Source organism: Aeromonas sp. 603757, assembly GCF_049171255.1.
In the GTDB taxonomy this organism is placed as follows: domain Bacteria; phylum Pseudomonadota; class Gammaproteobacteria; order Enterobacterales; family Aeromonadaceae; genus Aeromonas; species Aeromonas veronii_A.
In genome coordinates, this window is the sequence record NZ_JAAKOE010000010.1 from 59,162 (window position 1) to 78,996 (window position 19,835).

General features: G+C 60.2%; 11 protein-coding genes. 5 read left to right on the top strand and 6 right to left on the bottom strand.

Annotated elements, in window-relative coordinates:
* Nucleotides 1-9 precede the first annotated feature (9 nt).
* The gene (locus G5332_RS11385; protein WP_005355070.1) at nt 10-618 is read right to left on the bottom strand and encodes a TetR/AcrR family transcriptional regulator; all 609 of its coding nucleotides are present in this window, start codon (nt 616-618) and stop codon (nt 10-12) included.
* 90 nt (nt 619-708) lie between these two features.
* On the opposite strand from G5332_RS11385, the gene G5332_RS11390 reads away from it, so the two are divergent.
* Entirely contained in the window at nt 709-1,809 is a 1,101-nt protein-coding gene (locus tag G5332_RS11390; protein WP_421249809.1) for an efflux RND transporter periplasmic adaptor subunit, read from the top strand.
* The gene (locus G5332_RS11395; RefSeq protein WP_421311259.1) at nt 1,806-4,913 is read left to right on the top strand and encodes an efflux RND transporter permease subunit; all 3,108 of its coding nucleotides are present in this window, start codon (nt 1,806-1,808) and stop codon (nt 4,911-4,913) included. Before G5332_RS11390 ends, G5332_RS11395 begins: the two co-directional genes overlap by 4 nt.
* Here G5332_RS11395 and G5332_RS11400 read toward each other — a convergent pair.
* The 3 genes from G5332_RS11400 to G5332_RS11410 form a co-directional block, all read right to left on the bottom strand.
* Nucleotides 4,898-6,025: a CobW family GTP-binding protein gene (locus G5332_RS11400; protein WP_258721559.1), complete on the bottom strand. Its 1,128-nt coding sequence runs from the start codon at nt 6,023-6,025 to the stop codon at nt 4,898-4,900. The two genes, G5332_RS11395 and G5332_RS11400, sit on opposite strands and share 16 nt — an antisense overlap.
* Nucleotides 6,026-6,034: 9 nt before the next feature.
* Nucleotides 6,035-7,429: a D-arabinono-1,4-lactone oxidase gene (locus G5332_RS11405; protein ID WP_421311260.1), complete on the bottom strand. Its 1,395-nt coding sequence runs from the start codon at nt 7,427-7,429 to the stop codon at nt 6,035-6,037.
* Between the two features lie 162 nt (nt 7,430-7,591).
* The gene (locus G5332_RS11410; protein WP_005355079.1) at nt 7,592-9,178 is read right to left on the bottom strand and encodes an EAL domain-containing protein; all 1,587 of its coding nucleotides are present in this window, start codon (nt 9,176-9,178) and stop codon (nt 7,592-7,594) included.
* 577 nt (nt 9,179-9,755) lie between these two features.
* Between G5332_RS11410 and G5332_RS11415 the strand changes: the two genes are divergently transcribed.
* A complete protein-coding gene (locus tag G5332_RS11415; protein ID WP_216954456.1) occupies nt 9,756-12,173 on the top strand; it encodes a GH92 family glycosyl hydrolase in 2,418 nt (805 codons plus the stop codon).
* 107 nt (nt 12,174-12,280) lie between these two features.
* On the opposite strand, the gene acnB is transcribed toward G5332_RS11415, so the two are convergent.
* Both acnB and G5332_RS11425 read right to left on the bottom strand, forming a co-directional pair.
* Complete coding sequence (gene acnB, locus G5332_RS11420; RefSeq protein ID WP_005355080.1) at nt 12,281-14,878, bottom strand: bifunctional aconitate hydratase 2/2-methylisocitrate dehydratase; 2,598 nt, start codon at nt 14,876-14,878, stop codon at nt 12,281-12,283.
* Nucleotides 14,879-15,107: 229 nt separating this feature from the next.
* Nucleotides 15,108-17,363 (bottom strand): patatin-like phospholipase family protein, encoded by a 2,256-nt coding sequence (locus tag G5332_RS11425; RefSeq protein ID WP_227342969.1) that lies wholly within the window; start codon nt 17,361-17,363, stop codon nt 15,108-15,110.
* 234 nt (nt 17,364-17,597) lie between these two features.
* Between G5332_RS11425 and G5332_RS11430 the strand changes: the two genes are divergently transcribed.
* Both G5332_RS11430 and G5332_RS11435 read left to right on the top strand, forming a co-directional pair.
* A complete protein-coding gene (locus tag G5332_RS11430; protein WP_421172500.1) occupies nt 17,598-19,508 on the top strand; it encodes a methyl-accepting chemotaxis protein in 1,911 nt (636 codons plus the stop codon).
* Nucleotides 19,509-19,651: 143 nt separating this feature from the next.
* A complete protein-coding gene (locus G5332_RS11435) occupies nt 19,652-19,834 on the top strand; it encodes a hypothetical protein (protein ID WP_005341657.1) in 183 nt (60 codons plus the stop codon).
* Nucleotide 19,835 lies beyond the last annotated feature (1 nt).

The window sequence follows — 19,835 nt, forward strand, 5'->3', positions numbered from 1 at the left end:
CCACCTCCATTATTTTTGCGGGGGAGCGGCGGCGGTCAGGAAGAGATCGACACAACTCAGGGTCCAGGCATCCTGCTCGGCAGCGCTCTGGGTCAGCGGCAGACCCAGCTCACGGAGCATGCGCTCCTTGCCCTGCCACATCAGCAACAGCTGCAAGGCGGCCTGTTCGCTGTCTTGATGGCACAGCAGGCCTTGCTGCTTCTGCTGCTCCAGCCAGTTGGACAGCATCTCGGTCACGTAGAGCGGGCCCGCCTCGAAAAAAAGGGTGGCCAGCTGGGCATCGTTGCAGCTGATGCAGGTGCGAAAGATATTGATGGCATCATCGCTCAGGATCAACTTGCGAAAGCTGCGACCAAAGGCAATCAGGCTCTCCCGCACATTGTTGCCACGCAGCAACACCTCCGGCATCAGCTCGCTGCTGACGCACTTGCTGCCCACCGCTTCGGCAAACAGCGACTCCTTGTTGGCAAAATGGCTGTAGACCGTCTGCTTGGAGACGCCCGCTTCACTGGCCACCATGTCCATGCTGACCAGATGCAGACCGTGCTGACAGAAGAGCCGCCCGGCAGCATCGAGGATCGCAGCCCGCTTCTGCTGACTACGGGGTGAAATGTTCATTTTTCCTCCACAATCAAACTGGACAGTCTAGTTTCGAAAAACTAGACTCACCGGTGTGATTTGATGTTATGTCAACCAGAGGATGATGTCATGACACTTTGCTTAATCCTGCTGGCGCTGTTACTGAGTGGCTGCAGCCCGGTCACTGAGTCAGAAGAAACACCCGCCCTGACCCGGGTGATCGCCCAGCCGCTGCAAGCCAGCGATCACTACCCGGTGCTGCACCGCTTCAATGGCCGGGTGATCGCCCCCGAGCACAGCCAGATAGGCTTCGAGCTGGCAGGGCGGATCGCCACTCTGCACAAGGGACGCGGAGAGCCGGTCGCGGCCGGCGAACTGCTCGCCACACTGGACACCCGGCTGCTGGCAGTGGAAGCCAAAGAGCTGGCCGCCCGGGCCGCCCAGAACGAGGCCGAGCTGACCCTTGCCCGGCAGACGCTCGATCGACTCACCGCCCTGCGCCAGCAGCAGTTCAGCTCCCGTCAGGCGCTGGATGAACAGCAAGGCAAAGTCCGCATGCTGGAGGCAAGCGCCAACCAGCTGGCCGCCGCCCTCGAAGCCAACCGGGTCAAACAGGAGAAATCACAGCTGCGCGCCCCCTTCAACGGGATTGTGGTCAGCCGCGAGCAGGCATTGGGGGCCGTGGTAGCCGCAGGCCAGCCTCTCTTCTCCCTGACCCGCAGCGGCCAGTGGGAGGCCGATATCGGCGTGCCGGTGAAACAGGCCGAGTCCCTGATCGTCGGCCAACACTACCCCCTGCAAAGCGGGGAGCAATCACTGGAGGGGCGCCTGCTTAATCTGGGGGTACAAGTGGACGGGCAGACCCACACCCGCACCGCCCGCTTCCAGCTGATCCGGGGCGGCGAACAACTGGCAGAGGGGCAACTGATCACCCTGCTGCATCAGACCCGCGAGCCCACCCGCGCTTACGAAGTGCCGCTCACCGCACTGACCCAGGGATTGCGCGGCAGCTGGACCCTCTACCTGCTCAACGACGAAACGCCACCCCGAGTGGTCAGTCGGGACGTCACCCTGCTGCAGCAAGATGGCGAGCGGGCCTGGATCAGTGGTGCCCTGAACGGACAAGAACAGCTGGTGACCGATGGCCTGCATAAACTGGTGCCGGGCCAGCAGGTCACCCTGACAACCAGCGTGGATCATCAGGCGGCGCATCCGGAGCCACAGTCATGATCCGCCCGTTTATCGAGAATGGCCGACTGCTGCTGTTGACGGTCGCACTGCTGCTGACGGCCGCCTTTGCGGCATTGCAGACCCTGCCCAGAACCGAAGATCCCCAGCTCACCAGCCGTTTTGCCAGCGTGGTTACCCACTTCCCCGGGGCCAGCGCCGAACGGGTGGAAGCGCTGGTGAGCGAGCCCATCGAGAACCGGCTGCGGGCCCAGAGCGAGATCAAGCTGATCGAGTCGAGCTCTCGCCCCGGTCTCTCCATCATCAATCTGGAGCTCAAGGATGAGGTCAGCGATGTCGAGCCTGTCTGGTCCAGAGTCCGTGACCGGCTGGCAGATCTTGCCGCCGGACTGCCAGCCGGCGCCAGTGCCCCCAAGCTGGATGACGAGAAAGGCTACCCCTTCACCCGGCTGGTCAATGTGGTCTGGCGCGGGCCGGGCCAGCCGCAGCTGGATCGCCTCGCCCGCTACAGCGCCGAGCTGGAACGCCGGGCTCGCCAGCTGCCGGGTACCGAATACGTCGAGCGGGTCGGGGCACCGCAGGAGGAGATCGAGGTACGGTTCGATCCCCTCGCCCTCAGTGCCAGCGGCATGAGTGGCGAACAGCTTGCCCAGGCGCTGAGTGGTGCCGATGCCAAAGTGGCCGCCGGGGAGCTGCAGGGCAGCCACAATCGCTTTCAGGTGGAGATCCGCGGTGCCCTCGATACCCTGGAGCGGATCCGCCAGATCCCGCTGCGTACCGGCGAGCAGGGCCAGACCCTGCGCCTTGGCGATCTGGCCGAGGTAAGACGTACCCTGCACCAGCCGGAGAGCCAGCTGGCCTTTGCCAATGGTGAGCGGGCCGTGGTGGTCGGTCTGCGCATGGCACAGGATCACCGCATCGACCTCTGGTCGGCACGGGTCGATACCATGCTGGCCCAGCTGGAACAGGACTTGCCGGATAATATAGGTCTCGTCACCAGCTTCGATCAGCAGCGTTATACCGATCAGCGGCTCGACACCCTGCTCATCAACATTGTGCAGGGCTTCCTCATCATAGTGGCCGTGCTGCTGGTGACCTTGGGAGTCAAGGCCGCCATTATCGTGGCCCTGTCGCTGCCGCTTACCGTGGCGTTCTCTTTCGCCTGCATGAACCTGATCAATCTGCCCATTCACCAGATGTCGGTCACCGGTCTGGTGGTGGCGCTCGGGATCATGGTGGACAACGCCATCGTCATGGCGGATCGGGTGCAATATCAGCGCCGCCACGGCATGGCCATGAGTGCCGCCGCACTGGAAGCCATCGGCCACCTCTGGCTGCCACTGCTGGGCTCCACCCTCACCACCATGCTCGCCTTTATGCCGATCATTCTGATGCCGGGCCCCGCAGGCGAGTTTGTCGGCGGTATCGCCTGGGCGGTGATCTGCTCACTGCTGGGATCCTACCTCATCGCCCACACCCTGGTGGCTGGCCTCGCAGCCCGCTGGATTGGCAGTGACCAAGGAGGATGCTGGTATCAGGATGGCTTGCACCTGCCCCGGGTGAGCGCCCGTTTCCAGCAGAGCATCGCCATGGCGCTGGCTCACCCCTGGCGCACCCTGCTGCTGGTCAGTCTGCTGCCCCTGCTCGGTTTCTGGGTGGCGGGCCGCATCACCGAACAGTTCTTTCCCCCTGCCGACCGGGACATGATCCACATCGAGGCCAGCCTATCCCCACAGGCGAGCCTGGCGCGCACCCGCGAGCTGGCACTGGGGATCTCCGTCGAGCTGGCCAGCCTCCCCGAGCTGGTTCGTCAGGACTGGGTGGTGGGCGACAACGCCCCCAGCTTCTACTACAACCTGGTGCCCAGAAAACAGGGGCGGGCCGATTACGCCCAGGGGATGATCACCCTGCAGGATGCCGATGCTGCCGAGCGGCTCATTCCACAACTGCAGCAGCGGCTCGATGCAAAATTTCCCGAAGCGCAGATCCTGGTGCGCAAGCTGGAACAGGGGCCGCCTTTCAATGCCCCGGTCGAACTGCGGCTGTTTGGCCCCGACCTCGAACAGCTGCACCGTCTGGGAGAGGAGCTGCGCAGTCTGCTCGCCAATACCCCGGCCGTGGTGCAGACCCGCGCCACCTTGCAGGCAGGGGCCCCCAAACTCTGGTTGCAGGTCGATGAGGAGGCCGCCCGACTGGCAGGCATGAGCCTGACCGATGTTGCCTCCCGGCTGGCGGGCGCACTGGATGGCAGGTTGGGCGGCACTGTGCTGGAAGGCACCGAGTCAATCCCGGTTCGGGTGCGACTGGCCGAGCCCTTGCGTCAGGATCCGGATGCGCTGCTCAATGTGCCGCTGTCGCTCACCGGCACCGGCCAGCAAGGGGCAGCCAATCTCACCTTGCGGGCACTGGCCACTCCCGAGCTGCTGCCAAGCTGGGGGGAGATCAGCCGTCGGGATGGTGAGCGGGTCAATGTGCTGGAGGCCTATCTGGCGGTCGACGTACTGCCGCAAACCGTGCTGGAGCAGGTCAAAGAGAGGCTGGCCGCCAAGACGCTGGCGTTGCCGCCGGGCTATCGACTGGAGTTTGGCGGAGAAGCCGCCAAGCGGGATGAATCGGTGGGCAATCTGATGGCGCACGTCAGCCTGGTTGCCGTGCTGCTGGTGGCCGTGCTGGTGCTCAGCTTCAACTCGTTCCGGCTGGCAGGCATCGTCACCCTGGTGGCGATCCAGTCGGCGGGGCTCGGGCTGCTGGGGGTCTGGCTGCTGGGCTACCCCTTCGGGTTTACGGTGATCATCGCCCTGCTAGGACTGATGGGGCTGGCCATCAACGCCGCCATCGTCATTCTGGCCGAGCTGAAGGCAGACCCGCTGGCACAACAGGGCAATCTGCCGCAGATCCGTAATCTGGTGGCCGGTTGCAGCCGCCACATCGTCTCGACCACCATCACCACAGTGGGCGGCTTCATCCCGCTATTGCTGGGGGGCGGCGGCTTCTGGCCACCCTTTGCCATCGCCATCGCCGGTGGCACAGCGCTGGCGACCCTGCTCTCGTTCTACTTTGTGCCGGTGGCGTTTGTGCTGTTCAACCGTCGCCGTCCTGACCTGATGCAGGAGAGCTGCAACGCGCAAGATCAGTTGTCGGGCTGACCCAGCATGGCTTTGAGCCGCTCTTCCAGAGTGGGCTCGGGGGCCTTTAAGGTCGCCATAAAGAGCTGCTCGATACCGGCCTTGTCCTGACTTTTCACGATAAACACCAGTCGGGACTGGGCCTTGCCCTCCGGCCAGTCGCCCAGCGCCTGCAGCGGATAGAGCTGGCCGTGGACGCCGTGGATCACCACCGGCTGGCTCTCCCCTTCCAGCTGCAAAATCCCCTTGAGGCGCAGCAGGGCATCGCCATATTGGGCCTGCACCGCATCGATGGCGGCCAGCAAGCGAGAGGGTTTGAGCGGCTCGCCGATACGCAGGGAGAAACTCTCGATGTTGCCGTGCTCGAAGTGGGTGGGCGCTGCTGTGCCCACCTTGGCGGCGAACGGTTGCATCTTCGGCTGCATCGGTGACGCCAGCCCCTGCTTGGGGGATTCGGTGCGCAGCCAGGCCAGCAGCTGGCGCACATCGCGCCCTGCCGCTTCGTTGTAGACGCCGAGCTTCTCCAGCACTGCTGGCGACAGTTCACCATTGGTCACCTGCTGGATCGGGGCCGCCGGATTGAGTGCCGCCAACTGGGCTTCGACCCGTGCCAGCTGCTCGTCATCCACCAGATCGCCTTTGCTCACCACCAGCAGATCCGCCAGCGCCACCTGTTTCACCGCTTCATATTGAGCCGCCAGCTGTTGCTCGATATGGCCGGCATCCACGACGGTGACAGTGCCATCGAAGCGGTAGCGCTGGGCGATAAAGCCCTCTTCGCGCAGGGTAAAAAGCACGGGGGCCGGATCCGCCAGACCAGTGGTCTCGATAATCAGCCGCTTGAACGGTTTGATCTTGCGCTGGATGGCCTTCATAAACAGCCCCTGCAGCGCCTCCACCAGAGAGCCCTGCACCGAGCAGCAGATGCAGCCGGAGTCGAGCAGCATCACCTGCTCATCCACCTGTTGCACCAGATGGTGATCCAGCCCCACCGAGCCGAACTCGTTGATCAGCACGGCGCACTCGCCAAGCTCCGGCTGCTTGACCCAGTGGTTGAGCAGAGTTGTCTTGCCGCTGCCGAGAAAGCCGGTCAGCAGGGTCACTGGGATACGGGTATCTTGCATATCGGTCATGTCAGATCCTTACCGGTTGGCAAACAGGTCGCTGAGCCAGCGGTTTTCAAAGCGGCCGTGGGGGTCGAGCTCGGCTTTCAACGCCACGAAGTCGTTCCAGCGTGGCAGCAGGGTCGGGAAGTCGTAGAGATCCATCGCCAGATGCTTGCCGAAGTGGGGAATGCCGCCAAGCGGCGCCAGCAGTTGTTGCAGCTCGCGCATCTGCTCCATGGAGCCGTTGACGAAGGTGCCGTCCGCCGCCAGATAGACCAGAAAACCGATCCAGCAGACCGGCTGGCCGTAGGCGGCGCTGAGCCAGGCCTCGGAAGGGCCGGTGCAGCGCAGGATAAAGGGGTAGTGCAGCACGCCCGGATTGGCCTGCTGCCACGCTTGCAGGGTCTCCAGCGCCTCGTTCATGCGATTAAGCGGCACCGCCACCTCACAGTTGATCTGGGGGGCCGGGATCCCCTTGCAGAGAATTTGGTAGACGTTGCCCACCAGATCGGAGGCATCCTTGAAGCGGCGCACCGTCTCGAAGTGCTCCCCCGCCAGCGCCTCATCCTTGGTATCTTTCGCCATCTTCTGCAAGGTGGCATCAATGGTGGCGTTCATGCGGGCGTCGATATCGCCATCCAGCAGCAGCGGCTCGCTGCCACCGGCGCGGTAGCGGGCAACCTCCTCATCGGAGGCGGGATCCACCAGCCAGATGTGGCTCTCGCCGGTCCAGGCAAACCACCAGCTCTTCACGAAGCCGTGCTCGCGGTTGAGCCGCTCGTTGTGCTCCAGGAGGAAGGGGTAATCGGTGGTGAACTTGGTGCAGCGCATGATGCGGTTCGGTACGGTACGCAGGGTGACGTCGAGCAGGATGCCGAGCATCCCCATCCCCATCACGAAGGCACCGAAGCGCGGGTCGGTGCGATCCACCAGGATGATGTCGCCACTGGCCAGCATCACCGTCATCGCCTCCACCGCATCGCACAGGGCTGACTGGTGCAGCCCCTGACCGTGGGTGCCGGTGCTGAGGGCGCCGCCCAGGGTCTGGATGCCGATAACGCCCGGGGATGCGGGCAGCATCCGCTCCATGGCGATCAGCTCGGCATAAACGGTATCGAGCGGCGTCCCCGCCTGATAGGTCACGGTATCGGCCGTTTTCGCCAGCTGGCCGCGCAGGTGGTGCAAGTCCACCAGCAGCGCCTGACTGCCCTCGGCATAAACGCTGTGGATGGGTTCGAAGGAGAGGCCGGAGCCGATAAGGCGCAGCTTGCGCTCGGGGTGTTCCCGCAGCAGCGCTTGCAGCTCGTCGCGGCTTTTCGGGCGCCACACCTGATCCAGCGCTCCGAGGGGATTGGTTCTCGACCAGTTGAACAGCACCTCCCGATTACCGATCGCCTTGATGCTGTGAAATGCCTGGAACTGAACCGTCATACCGCGCCTCATCTTTTACTGACGTCAAAATGAGCGCTGATTCTACCGAAAAGCGAGCCGCAAGGCATGAAAAACAAGCCCCTGCACTCGAGGGGGGATAGGGAGAGAGCACTCCCCTACCCTGCCAGACGGGAACTTGTCCGCCCGTCTGTCACCGATAGATCAGGTGGCGTTCGGGATGCCTCGCACCCCATCTGGCTGACGGGTTTGTGCCTCTTCCGGCAGCAGCTCCTCGCAGAACTGGCGCAGCGGCATGGGGCGGGCAAACAGGTATCCCTGTAAATAATCGACCCCTTTGGCCCTGAGGTAGTCAGCCTGACGCTCGCTCTCCACCCCTTCCGCCACCAGCGCCAGACCCAGCCGGGTCGCCAGATCGATCACGTTGTCCACGATATGTTCCGAGAGCGACTCGGTACCGATGCGGGCGATAAAGGATTTGTCGATCTTGAGGTAATCCACATGGAACTGCTGCAGGTAAGCCAGGCTGGAGTGGCCGGTACCAAAGTCGTCGATGGCGAGTTTGACCCCCATCTCGTCCAGCTGGCGGAACAGGGAGAGGGTCTGGGGATCTGACATCAACAGCTCCCGCTCGGTCAGCTCCAGCACCAGTACCACCTTGCCGGGGAGGAAGTGACCGAGAAAGGCGCGGCACTCGGCCAGCAGGGCAAAATCGTGACAATGGGCGGCGCTGATGTTGAAGCTGATATGAAACCCGTCGGGCAACTGCTCCTGAGAGCGGTTCAACCTTGTCGCCACCTGTTTCATGATATGGGTGGTCATGGGAACGATCAGTCCCGACTCCTCCGCTTGGGGAATAAAGAGATCGGGCCGGATCACCCCTTCATTGACATGCTCCCAGCGCATCAGCACCTCGGCGCCCATCATCTTGCCGTCGTGGCTGGCAATCAGCGGCTGCAGATAGGGAACAAACTCCCTGGCCCGCAGGGCACGTCGCAACTCATCTGTTGGCGAGCCGGGCCGCCCCAGCACCCACCACACCAGCCAGGCCAGCAAAAGCGAGGAAACCGCCAGCCACGACAGCGCCACATGCCGCGCGGCCCACAGCGACTTCCAGTAGACCGGCATGGCATAACCGGCATGGATGGTGAAAGGATAATGGGATGAGGTGAGGGCCTGGCTGATCCCGCGATGGAGGGTGGGCGCCTCGCTCAGATAGCGGCCAGACTCATTGAGCCAGGCCGACCCCACCTGCAGATAGAGCGCACTGGATTTTCCGCTCATGGAGAGCATGAAGCTGAGCTGGGTACTGTCGATGGCGCTCAAGGCGGCATCCTTCCCCTGTTCGGTGCGCACCACCAACAGCGGGTGATTTTGCCGCACCCGGTTGCCACTCATCAGCAGCAGCTTGCGGCCAGTGTAGATGGAGCCGTCATCGGCATCATTGGCCTCACCAAACAGCGAAGTGCAATTGATGATGCCGTTTCGCACCAGATTGACCGAACGCAGGAAAGGCTCGATGGCGACCTTCTTGCGCAGCACCAGCAGGTTGTCGCGACAGGGAGCATTCACCAAGGGCAGCACGGAGCGATTGGCCTGCTCCGCATGATCCAGCATCGACTCCATCAGGGTTCTGGCCTTGTGGGCCGAGGCGCTGGATTCCGCTTTCAGCTCCTGCACATAATTGCTGTGGATGAGCCAAGCTCCCACCAGCAGCGGCAGGGTAAAGACCAGCAAGGCACCGCCGAAGCGTAACCCGGTTCGGGAGAGATCGATCCTGAACAGAAACATAAAGAACCACGCCGCAATTCGTCGGGCCAGCCCGCACAAGCCAAAGAAAAAAGAAGTTAACTCACACCGATAGCAAAGCACTATTTTCGCGACCGGTCATAACCAGACAACATAACGTAAAGCGTGTATAAAACGAACTATAAGGTTTACTCAGGAATGAACGCTGCAGCAAAAGGCCCCGAACGGTTCAAACTCATCTGACGCATCTTCTGCTCTTGCAATCCATTTCCCAACCGTCCCGCAGCAAAGGTTAACTACTTGCCGGAAAGGTTCACTCTGCCAGTTGGAAATAACCTAGAAAAACCTTCCTGAATAGCATTGGTGATCTAATTCACACTACTGAATAACCGTCATAATAATCCAGTAAATGCAACATAATTAATCTACTCGTTCAATCAACATACTCTTAATATCAACTCACCAAAACAAAGAACATCAAATGATGATATTTGCCAACCATTAAACTCACCTGTAGATATTGGAATCCTATCCATAACCACATCAACCGTTGCCAAATATTGGCGAAGAAAGATATTGCACAATCATAAATGATATAACCTTGCCAAGGAGTCAGGTCATGAAAAGTAAACTAACGCCACTGGTCATAGCTCTCACCATAGCACTATCTGGCTGTGATAGTGATTCGACCACCATTTCTGACAACGTTCGTCCGACACCTGATAAATCGCTCATCCGGTATATAAACCCATTGATCGGCACCGGTGCAGATGGCCATACCTTTCCAGGAGCCGTCTACCCGGGTGGGCTGGTGCAGCTCTCCCCTGATACAGAGATGGAGGGGTGGGGCTCTGCGGCAGGTTATTTTGACCATGGCAAGCGATCAGATATTCCAGTTTATGGCTTCTCTCACACCCATTTGTCAGGCACTGGCATTACTGATCTTGGTGATATTCTAGTTTTGCCGTTTACCGATAAAAACGACACTACTTACAACACATTTGACAAATCCAATGAACAAGCAGAGGCGGGCTACTACTCCGTCATTCTTAACAATGGAAAAATCAAGGCAGAGTTAACAACGTCAGCCCGGGTTGGATATCACAAATATACCTTCACCAAAGGCAGCACCCCTGCAATTAAAATCGACCTTGATCATACCCTGAATAAGAGCTGGGGTAATCGTACCACTATTGGTGATATCGAGTTTGTCGATGAATACACCATTCGCGGCAAGCGCAGTTCGGATGGCTGGGCCAATAACCAGCACATCTATTTCTACGCAAAATTCAGCCAGCCAGTGGTCAAAGCCAGCATCGTTGTCGATGGCGTAACAACCGAAACGACCTTGACACAGGATGCATTCAGGGGAACTAAAACCATCGCATATCTGACTTTCAGCCCCAGTGAACAACCACTCGAGCTGAAGGTCGGGATCTCCCCCACCGGGGTTGAAGGGGCACAGAAAAATCTGGAAACCGAGGTGCCGGGTTGGGGTTTCGAGGAGCAGGTAGCCAGCAACCAGCAGGCTTGGCATGGCGAGCTGGAAAAAGTGAAAGTGAGGGGGGGCACTCAGACTCAAAAAGAGATCTTCTACACCGCCATGTATCACTCTCAAATTGCACCGATGATCTTCCAGGATGTGGATGGCAAGTACCGCGCCATGCGCACTCAGGAGATCAAGGATGCCGGGGCCATCCCCAACTACTCCGTCTACTCCATGTGGGACACCTTCCGGGCCCAGCATCCGCTGCAGACCATCATCAATCCCCGCAAAGCAGAGGAGTATGTCAACGACCTGATCCGCAAGTACAAAGATGGCGGCATTCTGCCCAAGTGGGAGCTGCACGGTCACTACACAGGCACCATGATAGGCTTTCCTGCTATCTCCATCATCGCGGATGCCATGGCCAAGGGCCTGAATGTGGATCCCCAGGAGGCGTTGGAGGCTGCCGAATTTACCGCTCGCTATCACAAAAAGGAGGAGTTCCCCGACTGGACCGAAGACCAAAACATCGGCGCAGCCAGCATTGCCCAGCTCGAGGTTTATGAGCAGAACGGCTATGTACACTGGGGATATTGGAACTCCGCCTCCTACACTCTGGAGTTTGCCTATGGTGACTGGGCTCTCTCGGAAATCGCTCGTATGGCGGGCAACAACAAGGTTCAGCAGGAGTTTCTCAAACGCTCGGACAACTACCTGTACCACTGGGATGCCAAGACTGGTTTCTTCCGCCCCAAAAACCACCCTGACAGCTGGAACCCGCACCGCCCGGCAAGTCAATTCAATCAGCCAGTCGATGAAAAATCACCTGACTGCAAGCTGGAAATGGTCAACAAGCCGGATGGTACCAGCGTAGAGATGCGCGTCTGTCCGCTATTGCCGTTTGATCCCTACTATGTGGACGAGTTCGCCTACACCGAGGGCAACAGCTGGCAATGGAAATTCCAGCCACTGCATGCCTTCCAGTGGCTCAAACAGGAAGTGGGTGGAGAAAAGGGTCTGCGCGAGGATCTCGATGAACTATTCAATGCCCGCTCATCAAACACCGGGGAGGTCTTGCCTGATCTGACTGGCTATATCGGCCAGTACATGCATGGCAATGAACCATCCCACCATATCCCCTACCTCTACAACATGACCGATGAACCGTGGAAAACTCAGGAGTATCTCGATCGGATCATGAACGAGTTCTATACCACCAAGCCAACGGGCCTGATCGGCAACGAAGACGTGGGGCAGATGTCAGCCTGGTACATCATGTCGGCCATGGGGTTCTATCAGGTGACCCCTGCCTCCCTGCACTACAGCATCGGCCGCCCACTGTTCGATGAGGTGACGATCGCGGTGAAGGACGGGACCTTCAGGATCACCGCCGACAACAACAGCCCTCACAACAAGTACGTGAAGTCTGTCACCATCAACGACAAGCCGCTATCGGGGGATCTGACCTTCGAGCACAGCGAGATCAGGGCCGGAGGGGAACTTCACTTCGTTATGACTGGTGACAAGAGAGAGGCGATGACCCGACTCTAACCGTCCGTATGAATGCAAGATCCCCATAAATGAAAAATGCCGCGTAGCTACGCGGCATTTTTATTGGCCTACACAGAGCCCCTGAAAGGGCTCTCTCTGCCATTCACTCAGACAGCTTGTTGCAGGATCACCGCATCGGCCTTCTTGGTGTAGGAGGCGATCTCGTTGAAGTTGAGGTAGCGGTAAGTATCTGCCGCAGTGGCATCGAGCGCCTTGGCGTACTGCAGGTACTCCGCCACGGTCGGGATCTTGCCGAGGATGGCGGCAACGGCGGCCAGCTCTGCTGAGGCCAGATAGACGTTGGCACCTTTACCCAGACGGTTCGGGAAGTTACGGGTGGAGGTAGAAACCACGGAGGCCCCTTCCGCTACCCGCGCCTGGTTGCCCATGCAGAGGGAGCAGCCCGGGATCTCGATGCGGGCACCGACGCGACCAAAGATGCCGTAGTAGCCCTCTTCGGTCAGCTGATCCTTGTCCATCTTGGTGGGCGGTGCGATCCACATACGGGTCGGCAGCTCGCCCTGATACTTCTCGAGCAGTTTGCCGGCGGCACGGAAGTGACCGATGTTGGTCATACAGGAACCGATGAACACCTCGTCGATCTTGTCGCCAGCCACGTCGCTCAGCAGACGGGCATCGTCCGGATCGTTCGGCGCACACAGGATCGGCTCCTTGATGGTGGCCAGATCGATCTCGATGATTTCGGCGTACTCGGCATCCTTGTCCGCTTCCATCAGGGTCGGGTTGGCCAGCCACTCTTCCATCCCCTTGATGCGACGGGTGATGGTGCGCACGTCACCGTAGCCTTCGGAGAGCATCCATTTCAGCATCACGATGTTGGACTTCAGATACTCGATAATCGGCTCTTTATCCAGCTTGATGGTGCAACCGGCAGCGGAGCGCTCGGCGCTGGCGTCCGCCAGTTCGAATGCCTGTTCCACTTTCAGGGTCGGCAGACCTTCGATCTCGAGGATGCGACCGGAGAAGATGTTCTTCTTGCCCGCTTTCTCGACGGTCAGCAGCCCTTTCTGGATGGCGGCGTAGGGGATGGCATGGACCAGATCACGCAGGGTGATGCCCGGCTGCAGCTCGCCCTTGAAGCGCACCAGCACGGATTCCGGCATGTCCAGCGGCATCACGCCGGTAGCGGCGGCGAAAGCCACCAGACCGGAGCCCGCCGGGAAGGAGATGCCGATGGGGAAACGGGTGTGGGAGTCACCACCGGTACCCACGGTATCCGGCAGCAGCATGCGGTTCAGCCAGGAGTGGATGACGCCGTCACCCGGACGCAAGCTCACACCGCCGCGGTTCATGATGAAGTCCGGGAGGGTGTGGTGGGTCTGTACGTCGATGGGCTTGGGATAGGCCGCTGTGTGGCAGAAGGACTGCATGGTCAGATCGGCGGAGAAGCCGAGGCAGGCCAGATCTTTGAGCTCGTCGCGGGTCATCGGGCCCGTGGTGTCCTGGGAGCCGACCGTAGTCATCTTGGGCTCGCAGTAAGTGCCCGGGCGAATGCCCTTCACGCCGCACGCCTTGCCCACCATCTTCTGGGCCAGGGTGAAGCCTTTACCGGTATCGGCCACCGGCTGCGGGCGACGGAATACGGTAGAGAACGGCAGCCCCAGCGCTTCGCGGGCCTTGTCGGTCAGGCCGCGGCCGATGATCAGCGGGATACGGCCACCGGCGCGCACTTCGTCGATCAGCACGTCGGTTTTCAGTTCAAACTGCGCCAGCACCTGTTCGGTGCCGTGTTTGCAGATCTTGCCGGCATAGGGGTAGATGTCGATCACATCGCCCATTTCCAGCTTGGAGACGTCCACTTCGATAGGGAGTGCGCCGGCATCTTCCATGGTGTTGAAGAAGATCGGGGCAATCTTGCCACCCAGACAGACACCGCCAGCGCGCTTGTTCGGCACGAACGGAATGTCGTCACCCATAAACCAGAGCACCGAGTTGGTGGCGGATTTACGGGAAGAACCGGTACCGACCACGTCACCCACATAGGCCAGCGGGAAGCCTTTCTCTTTCAGGGCATCGATGGTCTTGATGGGGCCGACGGCGCCATCCTTGTCCGGGGTAATGCCGGGACGGGCGTTTTTCAGCATCGCCAGCGCGTGCAGCGGAATGTCCGGGCGGGACCAGGCGTCCGGTGCCGGAGAGAGGTCGTCGGTGTTGGTTTCGCCAGTCACCTTGAACACGGTGACGGTGATCTTCTCGGCCAGCTCCGGGCGGGAGAGGAACCATTCGGCATCAGCCCAGGACTGCATCACCTGTTTGGCGTGGACATTGCCCGCCTTGGCCTTCTCTTCCACGTCGTGGAAGGAGTCAAACATCAGCAGGGTGTGGGAGAGCCCCTTGGCGGCAAGCGGCGCCAGGGTGGCGTGATCCAGCAGGTCGATCAGCGGTTGAATGTTGTAACCACCCTGCATGGTGCCCAGCAGTTCAACGGCTTCGGCGGCAGTCAGGATGGGAGAGTGGGCTTCGCCCTTGGCGACAGCGGTGAGGAAACCGGCTTTGACATAGGCCGCTTCATCAACACCGGGGGGAATACGGGAGGACAACAGCTCTTTCAGAAAGTCTTCTTCGCCAGCGGGCGGGTTCTTGAGCAGCTCAACCAGGGCGGCGACCTGCTCTGCATCCAGAGGTTTGGCAACCACGCCCTCGGCGGCACGTTCTGCGACGTGTTTACGATATGTTTCAAGCACGACTAATTCCTCTTTGGTCTTTTTTTGGGGTTCGCCCAGGCTCGCGGCGATCGTCCTTGCGGGACACCCCGTAGGGTGCTCCCCACTATATAAGTTTTAACGACTAATTAAAATCCAAACCCTGTTTGCTTATTCACCACAAAATCGTAACCAATTAAACAGACTGGTGTTTTTTGAAAATTAATTGAACGCCCTCAACCAGAGTTAACAAATTGGCATCATTTCGGCATTATTCGAACGTACTGCCCAATTGCAGATAGAAGACGTCATTGCCCCCCTCCGCCATGCCGTAGCCGAGGAACACAGGGCCGAGGAAGCTCTCCACCCCGACATAAACCGACCCGGCGGTAAACGAGCTCTCCAGACTGATATCCTCCCCCTTGTTCCAGACCCCGCCCTGCTCCAGAGATCCGCCCAGATAGAGCGGCATCTTGAGGGCACCGAAGTCATTGTCTGCCACCCGATAGATGTAACGCAGGCCACCAAACAGGCTGTAGCGACCGCTCAGCTGGTAGCGCTGGAAACCTGAGAGGCGGAACAGCCCGCCCAGATCCTGAATATGCAGTGGCACCACCTCTTCACTGCCCGAGCCACCCCCTTCGAGGATCAGGTTGAGGCTGTGCCTGTCCCATGACCAGGGCTTGATCATGGAGAGTTGATAATTCCAGCCTTCACTGCGGCCATCTGCCGACTCGAGTCCATCCACACTGACGTGGGAGTGGCCCAGTTTCATATCCCACTTCACCCCCTGATAGGGGAAATAGCGGCTATCCAGATTGTCGTGTTCAAAGCGGACATAGGGGCCCCACGCCGTGGCATCCCCTTGCAGCTCTTTGAAGTTTTTGATCTCGATACTGCCCGTCTGCCCTTCCAGCCCCATAGACAGGCGGCTCCAGGGCTGACGATTCCAGCCGACCGCCAGATCGGCGCTGAAGAAGGAGTACTCGGTATCGAGATAGGTAAATATCGGTTCGTCCGGATCCGGATTAAAGAGGCTTCTCTGGGTCTGGTCATAGGCCAGGCTCGCCTCGCCATAGAAGGTCTGGGAGGGCTCCAGCGGTGTATAGAAGTCGGTCTTGATATGTTTGGCCGTGCCCAGTGATGCCTCGGTCAACCACTCGGCCCCCCACTCGTTGACGTTGGTGAGGGTGTAGGACATGCCGACGTTGTAGTTGGAGGTATTCTCGAAGTCATCGGTGAAACCGAACTGGAAGTTGAGGTAACCAGGCCCCCAGTTCTTCTCGCTGGCATCCACTACCAGCACGTTCTCCCCATCGCGCTCCTCCACTTCATAGGTGATGCGGTCAAACGACTCCAGCGCATAGAGGCGGCGAATGCCAGCCTCCAGACTCTCGTTGGTCTGGATCTTGTCCGGCCGAACCTTCAGCATGGCGTGCACCGTCTCGTCGGAGAGGCGCGACTTGTTGATGATCTCCACCTTGTCGATGAAGTAGGCGGGTTGACCACTTCGCTCGGCACGGCGGCTCAGCTTCTGGTTGCGATAGGCGTTGTACTGCGCCTTGGTGAGCGACAGCTTATCGAGTTGCAGCGACGCCTTGTACGCCGCCGCCTCACCCATTTTGATCCCCTCCGGCATGCGGGCAAAGTCGGCGATCCCCATATCGCCAAACTCGGGAGCGATCAGTATGTCTTTCGGCCCCATCAGCGCCTTCTGCTTGTCGGTACCCACCTGGGTCATGTAGGTGGTGAGCTGGTCGATCATCGCCAACCCTGACTTGAGTGATTCACGGGTACGCAGCTTGGCACCGATATCCACCGCGATCACCACGTCGGCCCCCATTGCCTTGGCGACATCCACCGGCATGTTGTTGACGCTACCGCCGTCCGCCAGGATGTGCCCCTCCCACTCCACCGGCTTGAGGGCACCGGGAATGGACATGGAGGCCTGCATTGCCTTGGCCAGGCTGCCGTGATCCAGCACAAAGGGGGTGACCGTCTCCATGTCGGTCGCCATGGCGCGGTAGGGAATGGGGAGATCGTCGAAGCTCTCCTGTACCGGCAGGTTGGAGGTGGCCCCCCGCAGCAGGCTGGCCATGGATTGGCCCTGGAAAAAACCGTCCGGCAGCTGGGTGGTGTCGCCATTCACCCCGATATCGGTGCGCAGCTGGTACTGCTCGTTCTGCTGCTTTTTACGCAACGACAGCTCGTCGCGGCCCACCTTGTCCTGATAGCCCTTGTTCCAGTCGATGGCCAGGGTAGTGCGCTCCACCTCCTCGGCACTGAGCCCCATGGCGTACATCCCCGCCACATAAGAGCCCATGCTGGTGCCGACTATGATGTCGACCGGAATCCGTTTCTGCTCCAGCACCTTGAGGATGCCGATATGGGCCGATCCCTTGGCACCGCCGCCGCTGAGCACCACCGCAATTTTCGGGCGCTCCCCCTGTGCCGCCACAGCCAGCAGCGGGCAGGCCGCCAGCATCACCAAAAGCAGACGGGTCCATCCCGCACCTAAGCTGCGCATCATATTTTCCATATTATTCAGAGGGTCAGTCACCAAGGATGGCCTCTACTATAAGGGGCCCGGCAGTTAGCGCAACCGTCAATCCGCCTCCCGCCTGTGCTGCATGGCGAAGGGGCGAGTCGCCGCCCCTGTGAGCGCAAACGTAATCCGCAAATAAAGGGCTGCAAGCCTCATGGGTAGCGCCGCGCTGCCGCTAATATGAGCGTCGTCAATCTCAACCTTTTGAGCACCTTTATGCTGGCAACCCTCACTCTTAAACAGAAAATACTGGCCACGGTCACCCTGGCCGTGGTCGTCTCCTGCCTGCTGGTAGGCTACTTCAGTCAACGCTCGGCCCAGCAACTGATCGAAAACCGGATGTTCGAGCAGGAGCTCCCCAACCTGACCCAGCGGATCAGCAAGGAGATTGAACAGGATCTCCACGGCATCGCCCAGGCCGCCCGCCAACTGGCCACCGACCGCTTCATTCTCGACTGGGTGGATCGGGGCATGCCCAAAGAGCAGGAGCCGATCCTCATCAACCAGCTCAAGGATGTGGCCAACCAGTATGGTCTGGTGACCGCCTCCTTCGCCGATCGCCAGACCGCAGCCTACTACAACCAGGATGGCTTTCTGCGCAACCTGACCCCAGCGCAGGACGCCTGGTTCTATGACTACACCAAGAGCCAGAAGGAGATGACCCTCAGCATCTTCCGCGAGAGCAACGGCGAGGTGAAGCTGTTCGTCAACTTCCAGCAGCTCAACGGGCGCGGGCTGGCCGGCTTTGCCAAATCCCTCGATACCATGGTGACCATGGTTTCCAACTTCCGGCTGGAAGAGAGCGGCATCGTCTTTATGGTCGATGGCAGCGGCAAGGTGAAGCTGCACCCCGAGGCCAACCGTATCGAACGCGATACCTTGGGCGGCATCGCCAGCGGTGATACCGGCAGCCTGCTGGCCAAACGTCCCTTTGCCGTCATCAACGCCGAAGTCAATGGCGAGCCCATGGTACTGGCCAGCAGCTATATCCCGCTGCTCGACTGGTATCTGGTGGCCCAGGTGCCAGAAGCCGAGATCTATGCCGAGCTGGATCAGACCCGCAACGAGATCCTGATGATCTCGCTGGTGATTGCCCTTGCCATGGGGCTGATGGGGATGCTGCTGGCAGGCTCGGTCAGCCGCCCGCTCAACGAACTGGCCCGCCTGTTCAAGGAGCTGGGCAGCGGCGATGGGGATCTTACCCAGCGCCTCAAGGTGGAAGGACGTGACGAGCTGAGTCAGGTTGCGACCGGCTTCAACAACTTCGTCGCCAAGATCCACGGCTCCATCGAGCAGGTGGCGGAGAACTCCCGCCAGCTCGCGGCCACCGCCAACGAGGTGGCCAACAAGGCACAGCTGACCCAGCACAACTGTACTGCCCAGCGCGATCGCACCGTGCAGGTGGCCACCGCTATCCACGAAATGGGGGCCACTGTGAGCGAGATCGCCGGTAACGCTTCGCTGGCAGCAGAAGTAGCCAGACAGGCCAACGATCAGGCCGATGCAGGGGCAGTAGTGGTAGCGCAGGCGCGCCACGGCATCGTCGGCCTCTCCGGCGAGATTGAGCAGGTGGCAGGGGTTATCGAGTCGCTGGCAAGCCAGACCGACTCCATCGGCAGCATCCTCGAAACCATCCGCAGCATCTCGGAGCAGACCAACCTGCTGGCACTGAACGCCGCCATCGAGGCCGCACGGGCCGGTGAACAGGGTCGCGGTTTCGCCGTGGTGGCAGATGAGGTGCGCAATCTGGCCAACCGCTCCGCCGCCTCGACCGCCGAGATCCAGGGGATGATCAACCGCTTGCAGGAGCAGAGTGCCCGCGCCGTCAGCGCCATGGCACAGGGGCGCAACCAGAGTCTGGAGGTAGTGAGCCAGGCCGATGAGGCCAACGCCGCCCTCGGCCAGATCACCGCCCACATCACCCAGATCAACGACATGAATATCCAGGTCGCCACCGCCACCGAGGAACAATCCAGCGTAGTGGGCGAGATCAACCGTAACGTAGAGGACATCAACCAGCTCACCATGGAGACCGCCGACATTGCCCACCAGCTGACCGAGTCCAGCCGCAGCCTGCAGCAGCTCTCCGGTCAACTCGACAAGCTGGTCGGCAACTTCCGTCTGTAGTCTGCATCCCACTTATGAAGACTCACCAGAGGGCGCTGCGGCGCCCTCTGTCATAGCCACGGCAAACGGTGACGCACGGCCATTCAACCGCCGTTATGCGGCTCTCGAAATGCCTCATAATCAGGGAAATATGAGGAGGAGTTATGGGCAAGCTGATCGTAATGATATTGCTGGGGGGAGTGCTCAGCGCCTGCAGCAGCGGGCCGGTACGAGTACACGGCGCCGACGTGAGCGTAGACGATACCCGGATCCGGGTCAGTGACGGCAGTGGTGGCGGTTACGGCACCTTCTGCCCGCCCGGTCAGGCCAAGAAGGGGCGCTGCTAAC

What these genes read in the sequence shown, in the direction of transcription:
- G5332_RS11385 (WP_005355070.1), bottom strand. Translation starts at nt 618, where the DNA reads ATGAACATTTCACCCCGTAGTCAGCAGAAGCGGGCTGCGATCCTCGAT.
- G5332_RS11390 (WP_421249809.1), top strand. Translation starts at nt 709, where the DNA reads ATGACACTTTGCTTAATCCTGCTGGCGCTGTTACTGAGTGGCTGCAGC.
- G5332_RS11395 (WP_421311259.1), top strand. Translation starts at nt 1,806, where the DNA reads ATGATCCGCCCGTTTATCGAGAATGGCCGACTGCTGCTGTTGACGGTC.
- G5332_RS11400 (WP_258721559.1), bottom strand. Translation starts at nt 6,025, where the DNA reads ATGACCGATATGCAAGATACCCGTATCCCAGTGACCCTGCTGACCGGC.
- G5332_RS11405 (WP_421311260.1), bottom strand. Translation starts at nt 7,429, where the DNA reads ATGACGGTTCAGTTCCAGGCATTTCACAGCATCAAGGCGATCGGTAAT.
- G5332_RS11410 (WP_005355079.1), bottom strand. Translation starts at nt 9,178, where the DNA reads ATGTTTCTGTTCAGGATCGATCTCTCCCGAACCGGGTTACGCTTCGGC.
- G5332_RS11415 (WP_216954456.1), top strand. Translation starts at nt 9,756, where the DNA reads ATGAAAAGTAAACTAACGCCACTGGTCATAGCTCTCACCATAGCACTA.
- G5332_RS11425 (WP_227342969.1), bottom strand. Translation starts at nt 17,363, where the DNA reads ATGCGCAGCTTAGGTGCGGGATGGACCCGTCTGCTTTTGGTGATGCTG.
- G5332_RS11430 (WP_421172500.1), top strand. Translation starts at nt 17,598, where the DNA reads ATGCTGGCAACCCTCACTCTTAAACAGAAAATACTGGCCACGGTCACC.
- G5332_RS11435 (WP_005341657.1), top strand. Translation starts at nt 19,652, where the DNA reads ATGGGCAAGCTGATCGTAATGATATTGCTGGGGGGAGTGCTCAGCGCC.